Source organism: Serratia sp. BNK-10 (genome assembly GCF_047456065.1).
Taxonomy (GTDB): domain Bacteria; phylum Pseudomonadota; class Gammaproteobacteria; order Enterobacterales; family Enterobacteriaceae; genus Serratia; species Serratia ureilytica.
Genome location: NZ_CP179894.1, coordinates 715,532 through 733,193, shown reverse-complemented (window position 1 = coordinate 733,193; position 17,662 = coordinate 715,532). Strand labels below are relative to the sequence as shown.

Here is a 17,662-nt window from a genome sequence, read left to right as displayed (position 1 = left end):
TCTCCCGTGTGTTTCACACAGTAGCAAGTATAGCAGCCGCCCTCATTCCGGCACGCGCGAGCCGAGATCGCGATCGCCGGGGGCGCCCGTCAACAGCTCGGTCAGTTCGTCGCAGGCGCAAATGCGGCCTTCACGCACGGTGAAGTGCGCCAGCACCCGCACGCGGCTGCAGGTGCCGTCACGCTTTTCTACCTCGACCAGATGGTGGGTCAGCACCGACTCATCCTGCGCCGCCGCCGCGAGCACCTTCAGCGTCATGCGGCGGGTTTGCCGTTTCAGCAGCGCCATATGTTGCTCAAACTGCTCGAAGTTCAGCACCTTGCCATCCACCTGCTGGCGGTAGCCTGCGCTGAAACGGGCGGCGAGCTGCGTCGGCCGATGCTCCGGGCTGGCGACCACCTGCTGCAGCGTATCGAGCACCAGGTTCAGCGGGGTAAGTTGAGTCATCACGTTTCTCCGAAATGGGGGGAATGGCGATCCTATCCCGGCCAGGCGATGGCATAATAACCGCATCAAGACTTTAAATAACGTTAAACGGCCAATATGACGCAGATCCGCAGCCAACGCCTTCAGCATGAAAGAAAGCACCTGACGCCCTGGCACCGGCACGACGGCGGCCAGATCTATCTCTTGACGCGCGGCATGCTGGCGCTGGAACTGCCTGGCCGGCAATGGGCGATCACCGGCGGTGCGCTGGGCTGGCTGCCGCCGGGGTGCCCCCATCAGGCGCTGGCCTGTGGCGATGTGGCGGGCTGGAGTCTGTATCTGCCGGTGGAAAGCGCGCCGGAGATGCCGCCGCAGCCGCAGCTGTTCACCGCCTCAGCGCTGTTGCAGGCTCTGGTGGAACGCATCGCGCAGTTCTCCGCCGGCCCGATGAGCGCGCCGCAACGGCGGCTGCTGCAGGTGCTGCTGGATGAAATGCACACGGCAAGCCGCGCGCCGTTGCAATTGCCGCTGCCGCAGGACGCCCGGTTGCTGAACATCGCCCGGGCGCTGCTGAACGATCCCGCCAGCCAGCACAGCCAGCGCGACTGGGCCGCCTGGGCCGGGCTCAGCCCGCGCACCCTGAGCCGCCGCTTTCTGCAGGAAACCGGCATCAGCTTCGCGCTGTGGCGCCAACAGGCGCGGGTATTGCGTTCACTGGAGGGATTATCACGCGGCGAAGCGGTCAGCGAGGTGGCCGACGCCTGCGGCTACGACAACGTCAGCGCCTACATCGCCGCCTTTCGCCGCCGCTTCGGCGTCACGCCCGGCGCGTACTTTGCAGCCGCTCGGCAAAGGGAATAGGAAAACGGGCGCACAGCGCCCGAAGAGAAGAAAAGGTTATTTCACCGTCTCGCGCGGCAGCACCGCGAGGATTTGTTCCACCACCCGCTGAGGATCGGCGGCGCCGTCCATCACGTAATGCGCGGCATCCTGATACAGCGCTTCACGCGCGGCCAGCACCTCGAGCATCTCTTCGGCGATCGGCCTGCCGGTGAGCGTCGGGCGCTGCGCATCTTCCGGGTACTCTTCCAACCGCTGCGCCAACACGCTGGCCGGCGCGCGCAGGTAGATAACGGTGCCATGCTGGCGCATAAACTGACGGTTTTCCTCCGCCAGGATCGCCCCGCCGCCGGTGGCAACTATAGTTGACGGTTTGGTCACGGTTTGCAACGCGATGGTCTCGCGGCGACGAAACCCCAGCCAGCCCTCGCGCTCGACCATTTCCGCCACGCTCATCTGCGCCGCCTGCTGCATAAACAGATCGGTATCGACGAACTGATAGCCCAACGCCAGCGCCAATGCGCTGCCTACCGTGGTCTTGCCGGCTCCGCGAGCGCCTATCATGAACAGGGTTTGTGTCATTACGGGTTGTCCCTTATGCGGTGACTTGAGTGCATTGCATACCAAAATACCGAGCGGGTGCGATGGCGTGGTGGCAGCATCATACCCCGCCCGCTCTGTATTTCAATATTTACGATAGTGTAAATTCCATGGCACAGCGACTGCCAGCGGCAAAGCCGTGCGCCAGATCCTCATCCAGATGCTGCCGCAAGGCGGCCGTGAGCCGCGCGTCGTCGAGCGGCCGGAACCCCAGCCGCCGGTAATAAGGCGCATTCCACGGCACGTCAATGAAGGTGGTGAGCGTCAGGCGAGCGGCGCCCTGGCGTTTGGCTTCTTCCGCCACTGCCCCTATCAGGCGGCGGCCGACGCCCTGCCGTTGCCAGGCGCCGGCGACCGACAATTCGGCGATATGCCAGTCTTTCCCCTGAGCCTGCACGGCGATAAAACCGGCGCACTCGCCGTTGTCGCTTTCGGCCAGCCATTCACGGCGTTCGGCGATAAACGCGGCGTGCTGTTGCAGGCTCATCACCTCGCCTTCGGCGATAAAGCGCCACGCCGGCTGCTGGCGAAACAGCTGCGCCGCCGAGCGTTCAACCGCCATCAGATGCGCGATATCCCGCTGCTGCGCCAAACGAATTTGCAGGCTCATGGGTTCTCCTTAACGTTGGGGCGGTTATTTAAGCAAATTTCACCGCCCGCGGCTCAGAAATCGATACTGCCGCGCAGCACCACCTCACGCGGTTCCCCCACCGCCACGCGCAAATTGCCGCCGCTGGACGGGTAATAGGTTTTATCGAACAGGTTCTTCACGTTCAGCTGCCATTTCACCCGATAGCCGTTGATCGGCATGGTGTAAGCGGCGAACGCATCGGCAACGGTGTAATTATCCAGATTGAAGCTGTTGGCGGCATCGCCCGGGCGGCGGCCCACGTAGCGCGCGCCGGCGCCGATACGCATCTCATCACCGCTGTACAGGCCGGGGCTGCCCAGGTTCTGGGTCAGGAACAGCGAGGCGGTATGGCGCGCCACGTTGGTCATCTCTTTGCCCTTGTTGTCCGGATCGTCCACCACGCGCGCGTCGGTATACGCATAGGAACCGATCAGGCTCAGCGAGTCGGTGAGGTTACCGGCCACGTCCAGCTCCACGCCCTGCGAACGTACGCGCCCGGCGGTGCGCGTTACGGTTTCGCCCTCCACCAGCTCATTGACCATGACGTTGCGCTTGGTGATGTCGAACAGCGCCAACGTGCCGGTGACGCCGTTCGGCAGCGCCAGCTTGCCGCCGACTTCCCACGACTTGCCCTGCTCCGGCGGCAGCGAACCAATTTGGGTGGCGATGGAGGAGTTGGGCTTGAACGACTCGGTATAGCTGCTGTACAGCGACACGTAAGGCGTCAGCTTGTACACCACCCCGGCGCGCGGCACCAGCTTGCCGTCCGAACTGTCGGTGTTGGTCTGGAACGGCCGCCCCTTGCCGGCATAGACGTCGAAAGCGTCGTAGCGCAGCCCGCCCATCACCAGCCAATTATCGGTCAGTTGGATGGAATCCTGCATAAACCAGCCGTAGCTGGTGAGATTTTCCCGCTGATCGCTGTCTTTGGCGCTGACCGCGGTCGAGGGCGGCATCAGGCCGTATACCGGATGGTAGATATTGAAATCGCTGTTCTTTTTGCCGCGGATCATGTCGCCGCGGTAGGTGCGGTTATCTTCAAAATCGAAGCCGAACAGCATCTGGTGGTTGATACGCCCCCAGTCCACGTCGCCATTGAGCGTCAACTGCACCGCGTTGGCGTGGCTGACGGCATGGGCGGTCGAGTCGGCCTGGCGAGTCAACACGCCGGTCACCGGATTCAGCGCCGTGGCGCGCGCCTGGTTGTCGCTGTAGCTGTTGCGGCTGTAGGCGTAGGTCAGCGAGCTTTTCCAGCGTTCGTTGAGCGTTTGATCGATCTGCAGGGTAATGCTGTCCTGATCGCCGCGGGTGGCGTTATAGGCCTCGTCGAAACGGCGATCGCGCGGCGTATTCACCGGTTTGCCGGTGCGCGAATCGATAATGGTGCCGCGATCGAACGGCACCCGATATTCCATATGCTCGTAGGCCAGCCGCACGGTGGTGTTCTCGCCATACCACATCAACGAGGGCGCGATCACCGTCTGGCGGTTGCGGCCGAAGTTGCGCCAGTAGTCGGTTTCATCGTGATCGACGATCATGCGATAGGCGAATCCCGACGTGCCGAGCGGCCCGGTGACGTCGAGCTGGCCGCCGCCGCCGTTGAAGCTGCTGCCCCAGCCTTCCACATGAGTGCGCTGCTGCAGCTGGGGTTTTTTGGTGATCATGTTGATCATGCCGCCCGGTTCCCCCATGCCGTACAGCATCGAAGCCGGCCCCTTGAGCACCTCTACCCGCTCGGTGGTCGGCGTGAAGTTGCGAGCCTGCACCGAGCGCACGCCGTCGCGCAGAATGGAGCCGTCGCGGTTGTCGCCGAAACCGCGTTTCATTACCGCGTCCTGGGTGCCGCCCAGCGTGTTGGCCTGGGTAATGCCGCTGACGTTGTACAGCGCTTCATCCAGGCTGCTGACCGCCTGATCGGCAATCACCTGCTGCGGCACCACGTCGATCGCCTGCGGCACGTTCAGCAGGTTGGTTTCGCTGCGGGTGCCGGTGACGCTGGTCAACGGCTGATAGCTCTGCACGCCGTCGGCGTCTTTGCGGCCGATCACCACCAGGCTTTCTTCCTGCGACGCGGTTTTTTCCGCCGCCCACGTCGGCGATGTCGCGCAGGCCGCCAACGGCAATGCGCACCACCAGCCGCGTTTGTTGTTATTCATTATCTAACTGACTCCAATAGGTCCCTGAAAAAGGTAACGGCAAAAACTGCTGATAAAGCTGTTGGAAGGTCTGCTGCGGGTTGATGTCGGCGAACAGATCCGGGTAAAACGCTTTGGCTAACACCTCGACCAGCACCACGTGGTACGGGCTGAGGTAAAAGTTGTGCCAGACGCTCCAGGCGCGGTGGTTTTTCACCGCCTGCAGGTTGGTCAGCATCGGCTGTTTGGCGATCAGCCGGCGGAAGCTGTCGGCGGCCTCTTGGCGGCTGACCTGCGGCCCGAGGCGCAGATCGGACAGCCGTTTGCCCTGCGGCCCGGCCATGCCGGTGGCGAGGTACACGTCGGGATTGGCGCTCAGAATGGTTTCCGGGTTCAGCTCGCCATACACCCCTTTGACGCTGGCGTTGGCGATGTTGTCGCCGCCGGCGAAGGTCAGCAGATCGCCAAGGTTGCCGTGCGCGGCGGTGGTGCAACAGGTCTCGCGCCGCCCCAGATGCAGGTGCAGCATCACTTTGGGCTTCGGCCCCTGATAGCCCGCCAGGCGTTGCTGAATCACCGCCATGTGCTGCTGATAAAACTGGATGAACTGCTCGGCGCGCTGCCGGCGATTGAGCACGTCGCCCAGCAGCCGCACGCTCGGCACGGTGTTGTTCAGCAGATCGATGCGCAGATCGACGTAGATCACCGCCACGCCGGCCTTGTTCAACGCAGAAACCAACCGATCGTTGTCGCCGTCTTCACGCGCATAGCGCGCCAGGATCACCAGATCCGGTTTCAGCTGCAGCAGGCTTTCGACATTGACCTGGCGAAAGTTATTGCCGCTGATGACGGGGATCTGGGCTATCTGCGGAAACTGCTGCGTATAAAGCTGCCAGCTTTGCGCATCGAAACGCGCCAGATCCGCCGGCCAGCCGACGATGCGCTGCGCCGGGTTGCCCGGCTCCAGCAGCGCCAGCGTATACAACATGCGGCTCTCCCCCACCACGATGCGCTGCGGATTGTCCGGCACCACAACCTGACGGCCGGTGATATCGGTCACCGTCTTCGCCTGGGCGGAGAACACGCCGAACCACAGAGAAAGCAGCAGTAAAATGAGGAAATTGCGCATGATTGAGCCGAAAGGGGGAAATAGTGTGCGCATGATAATCACTCTCATTAGCACTTGCAATCCCGCGCCGCCATTGCCAAAAGAAATCCGGGAAACGGCGCCGGGCGCGCGGCAAACACGGCGAAACCGCTAAAATAACGGCTTTAAAAAGTTAAAAAAATGGCGGGGAAATCGGTTAAATAGAACGGGGAAACAGCTAAAAACCGGGAGACCTCCATGACTCAACGCATCATTCCGCTGTCGGATTGCCCGCAGTTTGCCGATGTGTGCGCCGCCTGGGCATTCGGCCAGTGGGGTTCACAGCGCGGCGGCTCGCTGGAGCGCACCCAGCTGCGTTTCGCCCAATGCAGCCGACCGGGCGACGACCACCTGACGCTGATGATGATCGACGGCGATCGTCCGGTGGGCATGGCCAGCCTGTGGCCCAGCGACGACCATCAGCGCCAGGATCTCACCCCGTGGCTGGCCGGCGTCTTCGTGCATCCCGATCACCGCCGCAAGGGCATCGCCCACCGCCTTGAAATGGCCATCGTCGAGGCGGCGCGGCAGCGCCATCACTCGGTTCTGCATCTCATTACCGACAAATCGGAAGCGCTGTACGCCGGCTGGGGTTGGCAACCTCTGGAGCGCCGGCGGCAGCATGACGAAGAGGTGGTGGTGATGGAGAAAAAACTGTAGCTAACGCGGCGTACAGACATACACCAGCGCCGGCGGGAAGTTGCGCACTACCCGCAGGCGCTTCCAGTGAAAATAGCGCGACAGCAATTTTTCCGATAGGTGGCTGTATTGGAACAGCACCAGCGTGCCGTTGCGCGCCAGCAGCCGCTGCCGGGCCTGCTGAAGAATGCGTACGCTGATCCTGACCGGGATCGACAGCAGCGGCAGGCAGGAAAACACCACGTCGTAATCCGTGGCCATCCGGGTCGCCGAATGGCCCATCACCTGCAGCCGCCGATCGTCAATCCCGCGCAGCCGATGCACGAAATGGGGTTGGATCTCGAAGGCCTCCAGCGCCGCATCGGCGCGCATCCGCCCCAGAATGCGTTTGGTCAGCACGCCGTCCGCCGCGCCCAGTTCCGCGATCGACAGCGCCCGGGTCCATTCAACCTGATTGAGCATCGCCTGACACAGCCACGGGGAAGAAGGCGCCAGCGTACCGACGGTGCGCGGTGAAGCCATAAATTGCTGCAGGTAAGCGAAGTGATTCATCAGTTGCAGTCGGGTCGCATTTAACATTGAGGCCTCCTTGGGTTAAGCCCTCAATGTGAGCCGAATTTCTTAAGTAATCATTAACATGATTCCGAAAGCGGCGGACACAGTTGTAATAAAATGCAACCTTGTCAGCGGCGCGCAAAGAAAAACGGTCGCAATAATGATCTGAGAATAAGCGGTTTATGCGCCGACCGTTCAGATAATTATTGCGACCGTTTATTTTTTTGGCCGCGTTGCCGCGGCCAGAGGGTAAAAAGCTAACGCTTAGCGATAAATTTCCGCATTGCCGCGCCAGTTGCTGGAGTCCCCGGGGGTGTCCAGACCGATAATGCGATAATGACTGGCGCCGTCCGCCGCGGCTTTTTCTTTCAGGGCGGTGATGGCGTCATGCGGTGAGCCGCTAACGCCGGAAACCGACACGACGCCGAGGCTTTGCAGATTGGCGGCCTGCTCGCTGTTGACCTGTTTTACCGACGACAGCGGCGCGGCGAAAGTGGAAAATGAAGCGGCGGCGATCAATACGGCTGCGATGCTTGGGATAAGTTTCATGATTGACTCCAGGTGTTCTTGTTTATTCGCTCGTTGTCAGTGATGTTAATTATCCGCTAGCCAATGAAAACGGACGTCATGCAACGTAAAGAACATCAATCATTGTGAGGAGAATAAGGAGGAAGTGAGAGCGGGTGTGTATTTTCAGGCGAGAATGACTTTATAGGCTTCACCTTACCCCTATTTGATGAACAATTAAAGACGGCGCGTGATAAAGAATGCGCGCCGCGTCTATTTAAGATTTTTTACCCGCCGGAGCGCGCTGAGCTACGCTGAATTTTGTGGCTTACCCTTTTAAGGAAGAACGCTTATGTCGCAAAACCTGCTGCGCGTGCGTGACGGTCAGGGCGCGTCGGTCTCATTTTCCGAGCTGCTGTTCGATCTGATCTACGTTTTCGCCGTGACCCAACTTTCCCACTATCTGTTGCATCACCTGACGCTGACCGGCGCGCTGGAAACCCTGCTGCTGTGGTTCGCCGTCTGGCTGGCCTGGCAATACACCGCCTGGGTCACCAACTGGTTCAATCCGGATACCCGCCAGATCCGCCTGTTGCTGTTCGCGATCATGCTGCTGGGGCTGTTCGCCGCCGCCGCGTTGCCGCAGGCGTTTGGCGAACGCGGTCTGATCTTCGCCCTGTTCTACGTCGCCATTCAGGTCGGGCGCTCCGCCACGGTATTGCGCCTGCTGGCGCCCGATCATCCGTTAAAACAAAACTTTCGCCGCATTCTCGGCTGGCTGTGCATCTCCGCCATCTTCTGGATCGCCGGCGGGCTGGCGGAAGGCCATGTTCGCCTGGCGCTGTGGGCGATCGCCGTCTTGTGCGAGTACGTCTCGCCGATGTTCGGTTTTCGCCTGCCGGTGCTGGGGCGCTCGGACAGCAGCAGCGAATGGACCATCGAAGGCCACCATCTGGCGGAGCGCTGCCAGCTGTTCGTGATCGTGGCGCTGGGGGAAACCATTCTGATCACCGGCGCCACCCTGAGCGAAATGGAAAGCTGGAGCCTGCCGGTACTCATCGCTTCGCTGGTGGCCTTTCTCGGCAGCCTGGCGATGTGGTGGGTTTACTTCGACACCAGCAGCAAAGCCGGCAGCCACGCCATCAGCCAGGCGGAAAATCCCGGCCAGCTGGGCGCTTATTTCCATTATGTGCACGTCGCGCTGGTGGGGGCGATCATCGTCTGCGCCGTGGCCAACGAGCTGGTGATCGCCCATCCCGACGGCCGCATCCAACACGCCACGGCGGCGGTGCTGCTGCTCGGACCGGCGATTTACCTGTTCGCCAACGCGCTGTACAAACGGCTGGTGTATCGCCGCTTCCCGCTGTCGCATCTGGTTGGGCTGCTGGCGCTGGCGGTATTGGCCCCGATCGCCTATTTAACCGACCTGCTGATGGTCAATGGCCTGACGACGCTGATCATGGTGGTGGTGGCGGCGTGGGAGAGCATCTCGCGCGGCAAAGCGCCGCAGCGGCACGCGCAAGCCTGAAGCAAACGGGGGCGTCACCGCCCCCGCTGTGAGATTGATGACAAACCTCATGCCATTACCGGGTTTGCAGAGAGCAGCGGATAAAAAAACAAGGAAAATCAATTTATTGATTTTCGGCTGATGGCCACAAAGGAGGAAAAACCACGTTTTTTCCTCCTTTGTCAACGGTCTGACGGGGGCGCATCGCCCCCGATGTCGGTCACTTCAAGGATTGCGGCAAGGTGAGCACCCAGAGCTCACTCAGCGATTCCGGCTGCTCCAGAGGGCGCAATTCGATGCGGGCGTCGGTTTTGTCACCGTCGAGGCTCAACCGCCCTCCTTTCTCCAACTGATAGTCGCCGATTTTCTTGCTCTTTGGTGACGCATCCACCAGCGTGGCCTGCAAGCCGAAATCGTTGTCATTGATCACCGCCAGCGTGCGATCGTCGATCAGCGCCAACCCTTCCGCTTTCTCCTGGCGCCAGCCCAACTGACGCAGATCCGCCACTTCCCGTTTCTGCGCCAGCTTCACGCCGCGTTTAGCCAGATCTTTCGCATCGTCGAACTCCAGCGCTTTACCCTGGCCGTCAAACGCGCTCAGATCGCTGGCCTGCGCGAGATCCACCAGATAGATCTTGTTGATCATTGACTTATCTTTACCGGTTCCCTGTTCAATCAACAGGATGCGCTGGTTGTCCAACGCCACGACATCGCCAATTTTGGCGTCTTTGGCTTTTTTATAGCTGTCGATATCGATGGGATAGCCGTACATGGCGGTTTTGCCACTGCGCGGATCGAAGCTCACCAGCCGGGTAAACTGCGCCTTGTTTTTGCTTTTGCCATCGACATCCAACGTGCTCTGCACCGCCGCCAGAATTCGCCCGTCCGGCATCCGGGTCAATCCTTCAAAACCGCGGTTGGGCTGACGCCATTTCAGGATGTTCGGCAAACCGCCCGCTACCGCTTGTTCGCCGGCCTGCGGCGTTGGGCCATATTTGGCGAGGATTTTACCTTTGCCGTCGATATGGATCAGAAACGGGCCGTACTCATCACACAGCCAATAGCCGCCGTTGCCGTCACCGGTCACCCCTTCGGTATCCAACCCGCGGCGATCGCCGGACAGCGGCTGCAACGCGTCGTTCAACGCCACTTCGTTTGTAGAACCAATCAGCTCGCCCGGCAACGGCAGCCCGCCGATCGGCCCTTTTTCGTCGTACAAGGGCCGCGCATTCTCGGCTACGGCCTTGCCGCCGCCGATACGAATGTCCATCAACAGAGGCGTGAATTGCGGATTGGCGAAAATCTTGGCCTCTTGCTTGCCTACCGCAGGAGCATCGGCATTCGGGCCGCGATCGGTCAGCGTCGTCAGCACCAAATCGTCGCCCTGCTTCTTGTTGAACATCAATCCGGAGCCGATCCCTACCGGCAATCCCTGCGGGAAATGCTTGGCGAACGCCCCCTGATAGGCGACGCGTTCCCCGCCGGGGAAGCCGACCACATAACGCGCCACCTCAATGTCGGCAGCGTGAGCCAATACCGGAAACAGTGAAGCCAACAGCAGGGAGAGCGATTTTATTTTCATATTTTTTACCCGAGGTTAAATGAAGCGTTGTCAGGCAGAAGACGATATTAATTTAGCATGACACTTAGATGACAATAGGCAATTCGTCAAATGCACATCAGGCAATAAGGTTGGCTGGCAAATAGAAATGAGCAATTAACCTGAGCGTATTGAATGGAGAAAACCGCTGGAAAAAACCGCCCGGAAATAGCCCGCCGTTTTGCTTAGGGTAAATTCTTATAACAAAGATAAAAAAATCGGCAAACGCGCGTCAACACGGCGAAAAACGGTGTTTTTCTCATAGACAAAATAAAATGTCAGGGATTTAATACCGCCGTTATTCAAGGTGCATTAAGAAAATTCTATAGAATATCTGCATGAACTTAAAAAGCTGTTCTATAGTTTTTAGTGCTAACGCCCGTTAGTCTATTCCGCAGGATGGAATCTATGTCAAAGCGACTTTTTGCTGAATTTTTTGGCACATTTTGGTTGGTGTTTGGTGGTTGTGGTAGCGCAGTATTGGCAGCGGCATTCCCACAGCTGGGTATTGGTTTCCTCGGCGTCGCGCTCGCTTTCGGTCTGACCGTAGTGACGATGGCCTATGCCGTCGGCCATATTTCCGGCGGGCATTTTAACCCGGCGGTCACCGTCGGCTTATTCGCCGGCGGCCGTTTCGCGGCGAAAGACGTGATCCCTTACGTTATCGCACAGGTGATCGGCGGTATCGCCGCAGCGTCGGTGCTGTATTTGATCGCCAGCGGCAAAGCCGGTTTCGACGCCACGGCAGGCGGTTTCGCCTCCAACGGTTACGGCGAACACTCACCGGGCGGTTACTCTCTGCAAGCCGCAATCGTGATTGAGCTGGTGCTGACCGCCTTCTTCCTGATCGTTATTCATGGCGTGACCGACAAGCGCGCGCCGGCAGGCTTTGCCCCGCTGGCTATCGGCCTGACGCTGACGCTGATCCACCTGATCAGCATCCCGGTGACCAACACCTCCGTCAACCCGGCGCGCAGCACCGGCGTAGCGATCTTCCAGGGCACCTGGGCGCTGCAGCAGCTGTGGGTGTTCTGGCTGGTGCCGCTGGTCGGCGGCATTATCGGCGGCCTGATCTACCGCTGCCTGCTGGAAGACAAAAAATAAGCGTATCGCAGTCGATCGCGTTTCACGGGGCAGCCTTCATCGGCTGCCCCGTTGCTTTCAGCCCTTCGTCACTTCAAACATCATGATATCACTGGTGAAGGAGCCGTCCGGCTGGATGGCGAAATGCTCCGCCACCTCCTGCGACACGCTTTGCTGCAGCGCGCGGATCGCGGTAACGAAATGCGCCTGCGTGCGCATACGCGCCACCCAACTGCCGAACTCCAGCGTCAATCGATCCGCCGTCACCTCGCGTACCACCAGCCCGGCCTCGGTCAGCAACGTCAGCCACTCGCCCGGCGCATAGTTGCGCACGTGCGAGGTGTCGCGCAGCACTTCCACGGTTTGCAGGTAGATATCCAGCAGCGGGTGCCCTGGCGAGACCACGTCCATAAAGATCGCGCTGCCGCCCGGTTTGAGTACCCGCCTGACCTCGCGCAGCGCCTGGCCGACATCGCGCCAGTGGTGCGCCGAATAGCGGCTGATGACCAGATCGAAACTGGCGTCCTCAAACGGCAAAGACTCCGCCACGCCCTGCTGCTGCTGAATGTTGTTCAGGCCTTTTTCCGCCGCCGCCTGCTTCACCACCGCCAACATTTGCGCCGACAGATCGTAGGCCACCACCTGCGCTACGCTGGCCGCCGCGGTGAAGCTGGCATGCCCCGCGCCGCAGCCCAAATCGAGCAGGCGCGCTTCGGCGTGCGGCGCCAGTAACTGCGCCAGACGTTGCAAATCCTTGCCCTGCGCATGCACCGCGCTGGTTAAATAGGCGTTGGCCTGCTCGCCGAACTGCCGGTCTACCGCATTGTTATGGCTGTTGCTGTTGCTCATGTTTGCTCCTGTTATTATCCGGCTTGCGCCTGTGCCTGAAGGCTTTCGGCTACTATAATCAGGCTACTATACGGGTACAATATGAGCAGTTATCCTGGTATAAATAGGTACCATGCTATGTCATCAGAAGCCTTATCCGGGCCAAAAGCCCTCGGCGCGTTTCTGCGCGCGCACCGCGAACGCATCACGCCGGAAATGATCGGCCTGCCCAGCTCTTCGCGCCGCCGCACCAGCGGCCTGCGCCGCGAAGAGTTGGCGCAAATCAGCGGCATCAGCGCCACCTGGTATACCTGGATCGAACAGGGCCGCGAGGTGTCCATTTCCCCTTTCACGCTGGCGCGCATCGCCAAAGCGCTGCGGCTCGGCCCGGCCGAACGCCACTACCTGTTTACCCTGGCGCGTATCGCCGACCCCGAGCAGGAAGCGCACCGAGAAACCGCCAATGACGCGGTGCTGCAAAGCGTGCATCAGATGACGGTGCCCTGCTATCTGCTGGACGTGAGCTGGAACGTCGTCGCCTGGAACCCGCAGGCGGCGGCGCTGTTCAGCGGCTGGCTGGATGTGGCCAACAGCCCCAACCTGCTGCACTTCATGTTCTTCCACCCGTTGGCGAAAACGCTGGTCAGCGATTGGGAAGAGCGCGCGCGCCGCGTGGTGGCCGAATTTCGCGCCGAGACCAGCCATCATCAAAATACCGAAGAGATGCGCGCCTTCGTGCGCAACATGACGCACAACAGCGCGGACTTTAATCACTGGTGGAAGCAACATGACGTCATGGCGCGCGAAGGCGGCGAAAGAGCGTTCGAGCATCCTCAGCGAGGCGCGCTGCGCTATCGCCAACTCACCTTCCATCCGGCGGAGCACGCCGGTCTGAAGCTGGTGATGCTGATCCCGCTGCCGCAATTGGTAACAAATTCATAGGCAGGTTTACCCGCCATTTATTTATTGGTTCATGTAAACGCGCTAGGGTAATTGATACCGATGATAGTGATCATCCAGCACCGTTATTTATCTCCTGAGGTACTCCTATGCAATCCGAAGAACAACGCCTTATCGATGGTCTGTTTGGCCGCCTGAAAGAAGCCGAGACCAAGACGGGCCCACGGGATCTCCAGGCAGAGCAGCAAATCAACCAGCATATTCGCGAGCAGCCTTCCGCCCCTTATTACATGGCGCAGGCGATGATTATTCAGGAAGCGGCGCTCAAGCAGATGGATCAGCGGGTCAAAGAGCTGGAGGCCCAGGTGGCGCAGCTGCAGCAAACCGCCAACGGCCAGCAGAGCAGCGGCGGCTTCCTGGCCGGCCTGTTCGGCGGCGGCAGCCGCAGTACGCCAAGCCCGCGCGAACAGTATCAGGCGCAGCAGCAAAATACGGCGGCCTGGAACAACGCGCAGCAGCCACAGCAGCCGCAGCAACCGGCCTATGCCCCACCGCAGCAGGCGGCGCCTTCACGCGCCGGCGGCTTCCTGGGAGGCGCCTTGCAAACGGCGGCGGGCGTCGCCGGTGGCGTGGTATTGGCCGACATGCTGACCGGCATGTTCCGCCATTCGCAACCACAGGAAATCGTAAATATTATCGAGGAAACCCCGGCGCAGCTGGACGACAGCGCAATGCGCAATTTCGACGCCTCCAACAACCTGGATACCTTCAACAACGGCGATGGCGGTAGCTTCCTCAACCAGGACAACGGCTTCCAGAACGCCAACTATCAGGACGACACGGACTACGCCGACGACGATTACAGCGACGACGACGACTCCTTCCTGTAATTCCCTTCGCCCCCTCTCACCCGCAGAGGGGGATTTCCCGTTTCGCCATTCTGGTCTACAGTGAACACTGTTCATTTATCCAGCAGAGAGAAACGATGACAAGCTTTAATCCTTCCACTCCTTTCTTCAGCGAACGCCTGCAGATGCGCCCACCGGTGATGGGGGATCTCGCGCGTTTCTACGCCATCTTCGGCGATCCGCAAACGCAGCGTTTCAATCCCGCCGGCCCACTCACCAGCGAAGCGCAGGCCGCAGCGGCGCTGCAAGATAGGATTTCCGGGTGGCAACAACACGGTTACGGTTCCTGGGCGATCGCTCTGCGCGAACGGCCGGATTGGATTATCGGCTTTGGCGGATTGTCCCGGAAACCGCTCGGGGCGCAGCGCACCGTGAACCTCGGCTATCGCTTCGATACTCGCGTTTGGGGCATGGGATTGGCCACCGAGATGGCGCGGGCGTCGCTGCAATACGGTTTTGCCGGATTGGCGCTGGAGGAGATTTCCGCCATTGTGCGTGCGGAGAATCAGGCTTCGTGGCGAGTGCTGGAAAAGATCGGCATGCAGCAGGTGGATACGCTGGATGACGTGCCCGGCGCGGCGCCGAGCCTGGTGTATACGCTAAAGCGCTGCGACTATCAGGGCTGATCGTCGCTGATTTTGGCCAACGCCATGCGGTAAGATTTGACCTTCTGGCGCTTTTTCAACCAGGTGGCGGTAGAGACAATGAATACCGCGCCCGACATCGCCAATACGCCGGTTGGATGGCCATAAAACACCATCAAGGCAAAGTAGACGGCGGAAACGATCGCCACCCATTTCGCCGTATTGCCCATGTCGTTTTTCTCTTGGGTCAAACGGCGGATGTGCTCTTCTTCACTGATTCCCATACGCGCTCCTTGTTGGCTGAATGACCCATTATATGGAGCTGGAGTGCTGATATTTCAAGCGGTTGGATGGTAAAGAAGCGTAAAGCTCAGGCCGGCGGCTCCCGCCGCCGAGGCAGATAGCGCCCGGGCTGGTCGGCACCCGGCAGGCCGCTGCCGTCGTTGCGGCCAAACAGCCGGTAGCGATTGCCGGCGACCGCATCGTAGATCTTGTCCGCCAGTCGCGGCGGCAAGCAACGCGCCAGCGCCAGCGCGCGGTACGGCCATCCCACTTGGCGCAGCGCCCGAAACAACGCCGCCGAACGCAGCCAACAGCGCCCCTGTTCCACATAGACCACGGAATCGAAACGGTCGGTCGGCAATCCCAGCGCCTGTAGGATCGCCTGTCCTTCGACGGATTGCACCGTCGCCAACAGAATGCGCCGCTGCCGATCGGCGCGAACAAGGTATCTCACCAGCCCATGACACAGGTTGCATTCGCCGTCGAACAACAACGCGCGATCGCCGGGCTGCAGATAAGGCAGCTGTGATAAAGGGGTCATCCCGCCTCCCGAAAAATGCTCGCCTTAGCCTAACGCGCCTGGTGCGCCCAGGCCAGAGCGGGATGACGGGGCGTGTTAAGGCGCGGGCGGTGCGTCAGGCACCGCCACCACCGCGACGCGCACTTCGTAATGTTTGGCGCTGCCCGCCGGGATCACCGCCGTCAGTTTGTTGATGGTTTCCACCGGATTGTCGCTGGCCGAGGTGGCGCAGAACAGCTCGCCGCCGCGGCAGAACCCCGGCTTGGGCGGGTGCCCGCCCGGGAAAGGCGGCATGCGCATCGGTTCATCCGCCACAGGCGGCAACGCTTTGGCCGCAGGCGCCTCGGGGGCAGACATCGCGCTCGCGCTGAACAACAGCGCCATGCCCATGCAGGGCAGCGCCAGGATCTTGATTGCTTGTTTCATTGAGTTAGCCTCATTTGCCGGGTTCGGGATTACGCTACCCCGCCCCCGGCACATGAGAAAGCCGCTTTTCGCTACCTTTTCGCCCCGCTGCGCTTTGCTTACATCCCGCGTCTAACGTGATGAAAACAGAAGATTTGGTAAGCATTCCGATCTTTCCCACTTTCCGCACGGCACATGCCGCCCTACGTGGAAAGCTCTTCATGTTCTTTTGCCAATCAACGGCTTAAAGTGGGTATGGACTAACTTTCCTGCTTATCTTTTCTCTTCTGCCTAAAGTTTTCGTCATTAATACAATATTGGTAAGAATCAACGATCAAACCCGTTAGCCGCAAAATATTTTCCGGACGGTCGATAATGATATGCCCCCCTGCAGCCAACTCCAGGCCGGCGCGAGTTATCTCAGCCTGTCTGGCCTCGTCTATCTCAAGCGGAAGCAAAATGGTTGGACGTTGCTTATTGTCGAAATAGCGCAGAACCCATCGCGTCGTCTTCCCTTGAAAGAGGATGCTGTAATAGCTTTCCGTGTCTTTCGCAATCAGCTCTGCCTCAGTGCCCAAGATCATCGCCACATTGTCAAACAAGCACCTTTCTGCAAAGGTCGTCACTATTTTACTATTATCGGGATCAACGATCGGGGCGAGCGGATCCGGTCTGTTTTGCGCTTCACCTTCATCTGGTGACTCAGACGCTACAACATTTTCCGACGTCACTGACAGACCAGAAACGACCATCGCACTCACCGCTTTTTCAACAGCCAAACGAACCAATGGCGTTATTGTGTCCAAAAATCGTTGGTTTAGCTGACGCTGAACGTTAGAGCGACTTGCTACATAGCGAACAAAATCAGAATCAACATCTCGAAGACTGGCACTGATAGTTTTTGTAAATGAAGTCAGATAGATGCTTTCTTCAGCTAGTGTCCGCAGCGCTTCCGGCTGAAATTGGTCGTGCCTAAATCGATAGAGCTGATCAATATCAGAATCGTTTAGATTATTAAAATCTATCTTCAAGAATGGTGTATCATCCATGATGTTTTTATCTTTCAGATCGGTGAAAAATCGCCATTCTTTCCCATTGGTTATTGCAGAAACCGTAACCTCCGGTGTCGCATTAAAATAGCGAGATAGCTGGGGGCTATGATTTGACAAATTTTGATTGAAAGACTTCGCCTCGATGAACATGACGGGAACCGCATGGCAAAAAAGGGCGTAATCAACGCGCTCACCCACCTTAACACCTGGAAAATCAGCACCATACTCTGCCTTCACCTTAGTAGGATCATATGGATGAAAGCCTAGGGTTTCTAATAACGGCAAAATTAATGCCTGCTTAGTCGTTTCCTCAGTATTGCAATGCTGACCTACCGAGGCCACATGAAGAACATGGGCCTTAAGCTTATCTCTGAATGCATTCATCAACCATCCCTCTGCTGTGTTAAATCGCTGTAGTCTTAAATTACACGTTCAAAAGCGCTTTTCTTGCAACAAAGCGGGGCTCTTAAATAGAACTCCGTCAATATTTAATAGAATTAGCATTAATTATTA

At 59.2% G+C, this 17,662-nt stretch carries 20 protein-coding genes; 7 read left to right on the top strand and 13 right to left on the bottom strand.

The genetic code is table 11. The features are described from left to right. Positions 1 to 42 precede the first annotated feature (42 nt). Entirely contained in the window at positions 43 to 447 is a 405-nt protein-coding gene (locus tag ACMGG9_RS03545; RefSeq protein ID WP_033651063.1) for a nuclear transport factor 2 family protein, read from the bottom strand. Positions 448 to 543: 96 nt separating this feature from the next. Here ACMGG9_RS03545 and ACMGG9_RS03540 point away from each other — a divergent pair, with 96 nt between their 5' ends. Then, entirely contained in the window at positions 544 to 1,287 is a 744-nt protein-coding gene (locus tag ACMGG9_RS03540) for a helix-turn-helix domain-containing protein (RefSeq protein WP_033651062.1), read from the top strand. A gap of 36 nt (positions 1,288 to 1,323) precedes the next feature. On the opposite strand, the gene aroL is transcribed toward ACMGG9_RS03540, so the two are convergent. From aroL to ACMGG9_RS03520, 4 genes are all read right to left on the bottom strand, one after another. Continuing rightward, on the bottom strand, positions 1,324 to 1,848 hold the full coding sequence (aroL, locus tag ACMGG9_RS03535) for a shikimate kinase AroL (protein ID WP_033642032.1): 525 nt from the start codon (positions 1,846 to 1,848) through the stop codon (positions 1,324 to 1,326). Positions 1,849 to 1,957: 109 nt separating this feature from the next. After that, positions 1,958 to 2,476, bottom strand: a complete 519-nt coding sequence (locus ACMGG9_RS03530; protein ID WP_213587513.1) for a GNAT family N-acetyltransferase — start codon at positions 2,474 to 2,476, stop codon at positions 1,958 to 1,960. Between the two features lie 53 nt (positions 2,477 to 2,529). Continuing rightward, entirely contained in the window at positions 2,530 to 4,653 is a 2,124-nt protein-coding gene (locus tag ACMGG9_RS03525; RefSeq protein WP_147880938.1) for a TonB-dependent siderophore receptor, read from the bottom strand. Then, positions 4,646 to 5,761 (bottom strand): ABC transporter substrate-binding protein, encoded by a 1,116-nt coding sequence (locus tag ACMGG9_RS03520; RefSeq protein ID WP_213587517.1) that lies wholly within the window; start codon positions 5,759 to 5,761, stop codon positions 4,646 to 4,648. The genes ACMGG9_RS03525 and ACMGG9_RS03520 overlap by 8 nt, the downstream gene beginning before the upstream one ends. A 216-nt stretch (positions 5,762 to 5,977) precedes the next feature. On the opposite strand from ACMGG9_RS03520, the gene ACMGG9_RS03515 reads away from it, so the two are divergent. Next, positions 5,978 to 6,439 carry a GNAT family N-acetyltransferase gene (locus ACMGG9_RS03515; RefSeq protein WP_033651058.1) on the top strand — a complete coding sequence of 154 codons (462 nt, stop codon included), beginning with the start codon at positions 5,978 to 5,980 and terminating at the stop codon, positions 6,437 to 6,439. On the opposite strand, the gene ACMGG9_RS03510 is transcribed toward ACMGG9_RS03515, so the two are convergent. Together ACMGG9_RS03510 and ACMGG9_RS03505 are read right to left on the bottom strand one after the other, a co-directional pair. Further along, positions 6,440 to 6,997 (bottom strand): class I SAM-dependent methyltransferase, encoded by a 558-nt coding sequence (locus ACMGG9_RS03510; protein WP_033642027.1) that lies wholly within the window; start codon positions 6,995 to 6,997, stop codon positions 6,440 to 6,442. It lies immediately after the preceding gene. Between the two features lie 240 nt (positions 6,998 to 7,237). Continuing rightward, on the bottom strand, positions 7,238 to 7,522 hold the full coding sequence (locus ACMGG9_RS03505) for a YdgH/BhsA/McbA-like domain containing protein (RefSeq protein ID WP_033634035.1): 285 nt from the start codon (positions 7,520 to 7,522) through the stop codon (positions 7,238 to 7,240). 310 nt (positions 7,523 to 7,832) lie between these two features. On the opposite strand from ACMGG9_RS03505, the gene ACMGG9_RS03500 reads away from it, so the two are divergent. After that, positions 7,833 to 9,008, top strand: coding sequence for a low temperature requirement protein A (locus ACMGG9_RS03500; RefSeq protein WP_033651057.1), 1,176 nt, complete (start codon positions 7,833 to 7,835; stop codon positions 9,006 to 9,008). A 199-nt stretch (positions 9,009 to 9,207) separates the two neighbouring features. Here ACMGG9_RS03500 and ACMGG9_RS03495 read toward each other — a convergent pair whose 3' ends face one another. After that, on the bottom strand, positions 9,208 to 10,569 hold the full coding sequence (locus tag ACMGG9_RS03495; protein WP_033651056.1) for an esterase-like activity of phytase family protein: 1,362 nt from the start codon (positions 10,567 to 10,569) through the stop codon (positions 9,208 to 9,210). 426 nt (positions 10,570 to 10,995) lie between these two features. Between ACMGG9_RS03495 and aqpZ the strand changes: the two genes are divergently transcribed. Beyond that, positions 10,996 to 11,691 carry an aquaporin Z gene (gene aqpZ / locus ACMGG9_RS03490; protein ID WP_033642023.1) on the top strand — a complete coding sequence of 232 codons (696 nt, stop codon included), beginning with the start codon at positions 10,996 to 10,998 and terminating at the stop codon, positions 11,689 to 11,691. A 57-nt stretch (positions 11,692 to 11,748) separates the two neighbouring features. On the opposite strand, the gene ACMGG9_RS03485 is transcribed toward aqpZ, so the two are convergent. After that, a complete protein-coding gene (locus ACMGG9_RS03485; RefSeq protein ID WP_414161918.1) occupies positions 11,749 to 12,519 on the bottom strand; it encodes a class I SAM-dependent methyltransferase in 771 nt (256 codons plus the stop codon). A gap of 117 nt (positions 12,520 to 12,636) precedes the next feature. Between ACMGG9_RS03485 and ACMGG9_RS03480 the strand changes: the two genes are divergently transcribed. From ACMGG9_RS03480 to ACMGG9_RS03470, 3 genes are all read left to right on the top strand, one after another. Next, on the top strand, positions 12,637 to 13,440 hold the full coding sequence (locus ACMGG9_RS03480; protein ID WP_033642020.1) for a helix-turn-helix transcriptional regulator: 804 nt from the start codon (positions 12,637 to 12,639) through the stop codon (positions 13,438 to 13,440). Positions 13,441 to 13,547: 107 nt separating this feature from the next. Then, positions 13,548 to 14,288: a DUF2076 domain-containing protein gene (locus tag ACMGG9_RS03475; RefSeq protein ID WP_033651054.1), complete on the top strand. Its 741-nt coding sequence runs from the start codon at positions 13,548 to 13,550 to the stop codon at positions 14,286 to 14,288. A 95-nt stretch (positions 14,289 to 14,383) separates the two neighbouring features. Beyond that, a complete protein-coding gene (locus ACMGG9_RS03470) occupies positions 14,384 to 14,932 on the top strand; it encodes a GNAT family N-acetyltransferase (RefSeq protein ID WP_033651053.1) in 549 nt (182 codons plus the stop codon). On the opposite strand, the gene ACMGG9_RS03465 is transcribed toward ACMGG9_RS03470, so the two are convergent. The 4 genes from ACMGG9_RS03465 to ACMGG9_RS03450 all read right to left on the bottom strand — a co-directional run bounded on the left by ACMGG9_RS03465 (position 14,923) and on the right by ACMGG9_RS03450 (position 17,533). Beyond that, positions 14,923 to 15,174 (bottom strand): hypothetical protein, encoded by a 252-nt coding sequence (locus tag ACMGG9_RS03465; RefSeq protein WP_033642017.1) that lies wholly within the window; start codon positions 15,172 to 15,174, stop codon positions 14,923 to 14,925. The two genes, ACMGG9_RS03470 and ACMGG9_RS03465, sit on opposite strands and share 10 nt — an antisense overlap. 86 nt (positions 15,175 to 15,260) lie before the next feature. Beyond that, positions 15,261 to 15,713 carry a thiol-disulfide oxidoreductase DCC family protein gene (locus ACMGG9_RS03460; RefSeq protein ID WP_033642016.1) on the bottom strand — a complete coding sequence of 151 codons (453 nt, stop codon included), beginning with the start codon at positions 15,711 to 15,713 and terminating at the stop codon, positions 15,261 to 15,263. Between the two features lie 75 nt (positions 15,714 to 15,788). Continuing rightward, entirely contained in the window at positions 15,789 to 16,118 is a 330-nt protein-coding gene (locus ACMGG9_RS03455) for a hypothetical protein (RefSeq protein ID WP_033651052.1), read from the bottom strand. A 239-nt stretch (positions 16,119 to 16,357) separates the two neighbouring features. After that, positions 16,358 to 17,533 (bottom strand): type I restriction endonuclease, encoded by a 1,176-nt coding sequence (locus ACMGG9_RS03450; protein WP_033651051.1) that lies wholly within the window; start codon positions 17,531 to 17,533, stop codon positions 16,358 to 16,360. Between the last annotated feature and the right edge of the window lie 129 nt (positions 17,534 to 17,662).

What these genes read in the sequence shown, in the direction of transcription:
- ACMGG9_RS03545 (WP_033651063.1), bottom strand. Translation starts at nt 447, where the DNA reads ATGACTCAACTTACCCCGCTGAACCTGGTGCTCGATACGCTGCAGCAG.
- ACMGG9_RS03540 (WP_033651062.1), top strand. Translation starts at nt 544, where the DNA reads ATGACGCAGATCCGCAGCCAACGCCTTCAGCATGAAAGAAAGCACCTG.
- aroL (WP_033642032.1), bottom strand. Translation starts at nt 1,848, where the DNA reads ATGACACAAACCCTGTTCATGATAGGCGCTCGCGGAGCCGGCAAGACC.
- ACMGG9_RS03530 (WP_213587513.1), bottom strand. Translation starts at nt 2,476, where the DNA reads ATGAGCCTGCAAATTCGTTTGGCGCAGCAGCGGGATATCGCGCATCTG.
- ACMGG9_RS03525 (WP_147880938.1), bottom strand. Translation starts at nt 4,653, where the DNA reads ATGAATAACAACAAACGCGGCTGGTGGTGCGCATTGCCGTTGGCGGCC.
- ACMGG9_RS03520 (WP_213587517.1), bottom strand. Translation starts at nt 5,761, where the DNA reads ATGCGCAATTTCCTCATTTTACTGCTGCTTTCTCTGTGGTTCGGCGTG.
- ACMGG9_RS03515 (WP_033651058.1), top strand. Translation starts at nt 5,978, where the DNA reads ATGACTCAACGCATCATTCCGCTGTCGGATTGCCCGCAGTTTGCCGAT.
- ACMGG9_RS03510 (WP_033642027.1), bottom strand. Translation starts at nt 6,997, where the DNA reads ATGTTAAATGCGACCCGACTGCAACTGATGAATCACTTCGCTTACCTG.
- ACMGG9_RS03505 (WP_033634035.1), bottom strand. Translation starts at nt 7,522, where the DNA reads ATGAAACTTATCCCAAGCATCGCAGCCGTATTGATCGCCGCCGCTTCA.
- ACMGG9_RS03500 (WP_033651057.1), top strand. Translation starts at nt 7,833, where the DNA reads ATGTCGCAAAACCTGCTGCGCGTGCGTGACGGTCAGGGCGCGTCGGTC.
- ACMGG9_RS03495 (WP_033651056.1), bottom strand. Translation starts at nt 10,569, where the DNA reads ATGAAAATAAAATCGCTCTCCCTGCTGTTGGCTTCACTGTTTCCGGTA.
- aqpZ (WP_033642023.1), top strand. Translation starts at nt 10,996, where the DNA reads ATGTCAAAGCGACTTTTTGCTGAATTTTTTGGCACATTTTGGTTGGTG.
- ACMGG9_RS03485 (WP_414161918.1), bottom strand. Translation starts at nt 12,519, where the DNA reads ATGAGCAACAGCAACAGCCATAACAATGCGGTAGACCGGCAGTTCGGC.
- ACMGG9_RS03480 (WP_033642020.1), top strand. Translation starts at nt 12,637, where the DNA reads ATGTCATCAGAAGCCTTATCCGGGCCAAAAGCCCTCGGCGCGTTTCTG.
- ACMGG9_RS03475 (WP_033651054.1), top strand. Translation starts at nt 13,548, where the DNA reads ATGCAATCCGAAGAACAACGCCTTATCGATGGTCTGTTTGGCCGCCTG.
- ACMGG9_RS03470 (WP_033651053.1), top strand. Translation starts at nt 14,384, where the DNA reads ATGACAAGCTTTAATCCTTCCACTCCTTTCTTCAGCGAACGCCTGCAG.
- ACMGG9_RS03465 (WP_033642017.1), bottom strand. Translation starts at nt 15,174, where the DNA reads ATGGGAATCAGTGAAGAAGAGCACATCCGCCGTTTGACCCAAGAGAAA.
- ACMGG9_RS03460 (WP_033642016.1), bottom strand. Translation starts at nt 15,713, where the DNA reads ATGACCCCTTTATCACAGCTGCCTTATCTGCAGCCCGGCGATCGCGCG.
- ACMGG9_RS03455 (WP_033651052.1), bottom strand. Translation starts at nt 16,118, where the DNA reads ATGAAACAAGCAATCAAGATCCTGGCGCTGCCCTGCATGGGCATGGCG.
- ACMGG9_RS03450 (WP_033651051.1), bottom strand. Translation starts at nt 17,533, where the DNA reads ATGAATGCATTCAGAGATAAGCTTAAGGCCCATGTTCTTCATGTGGCC.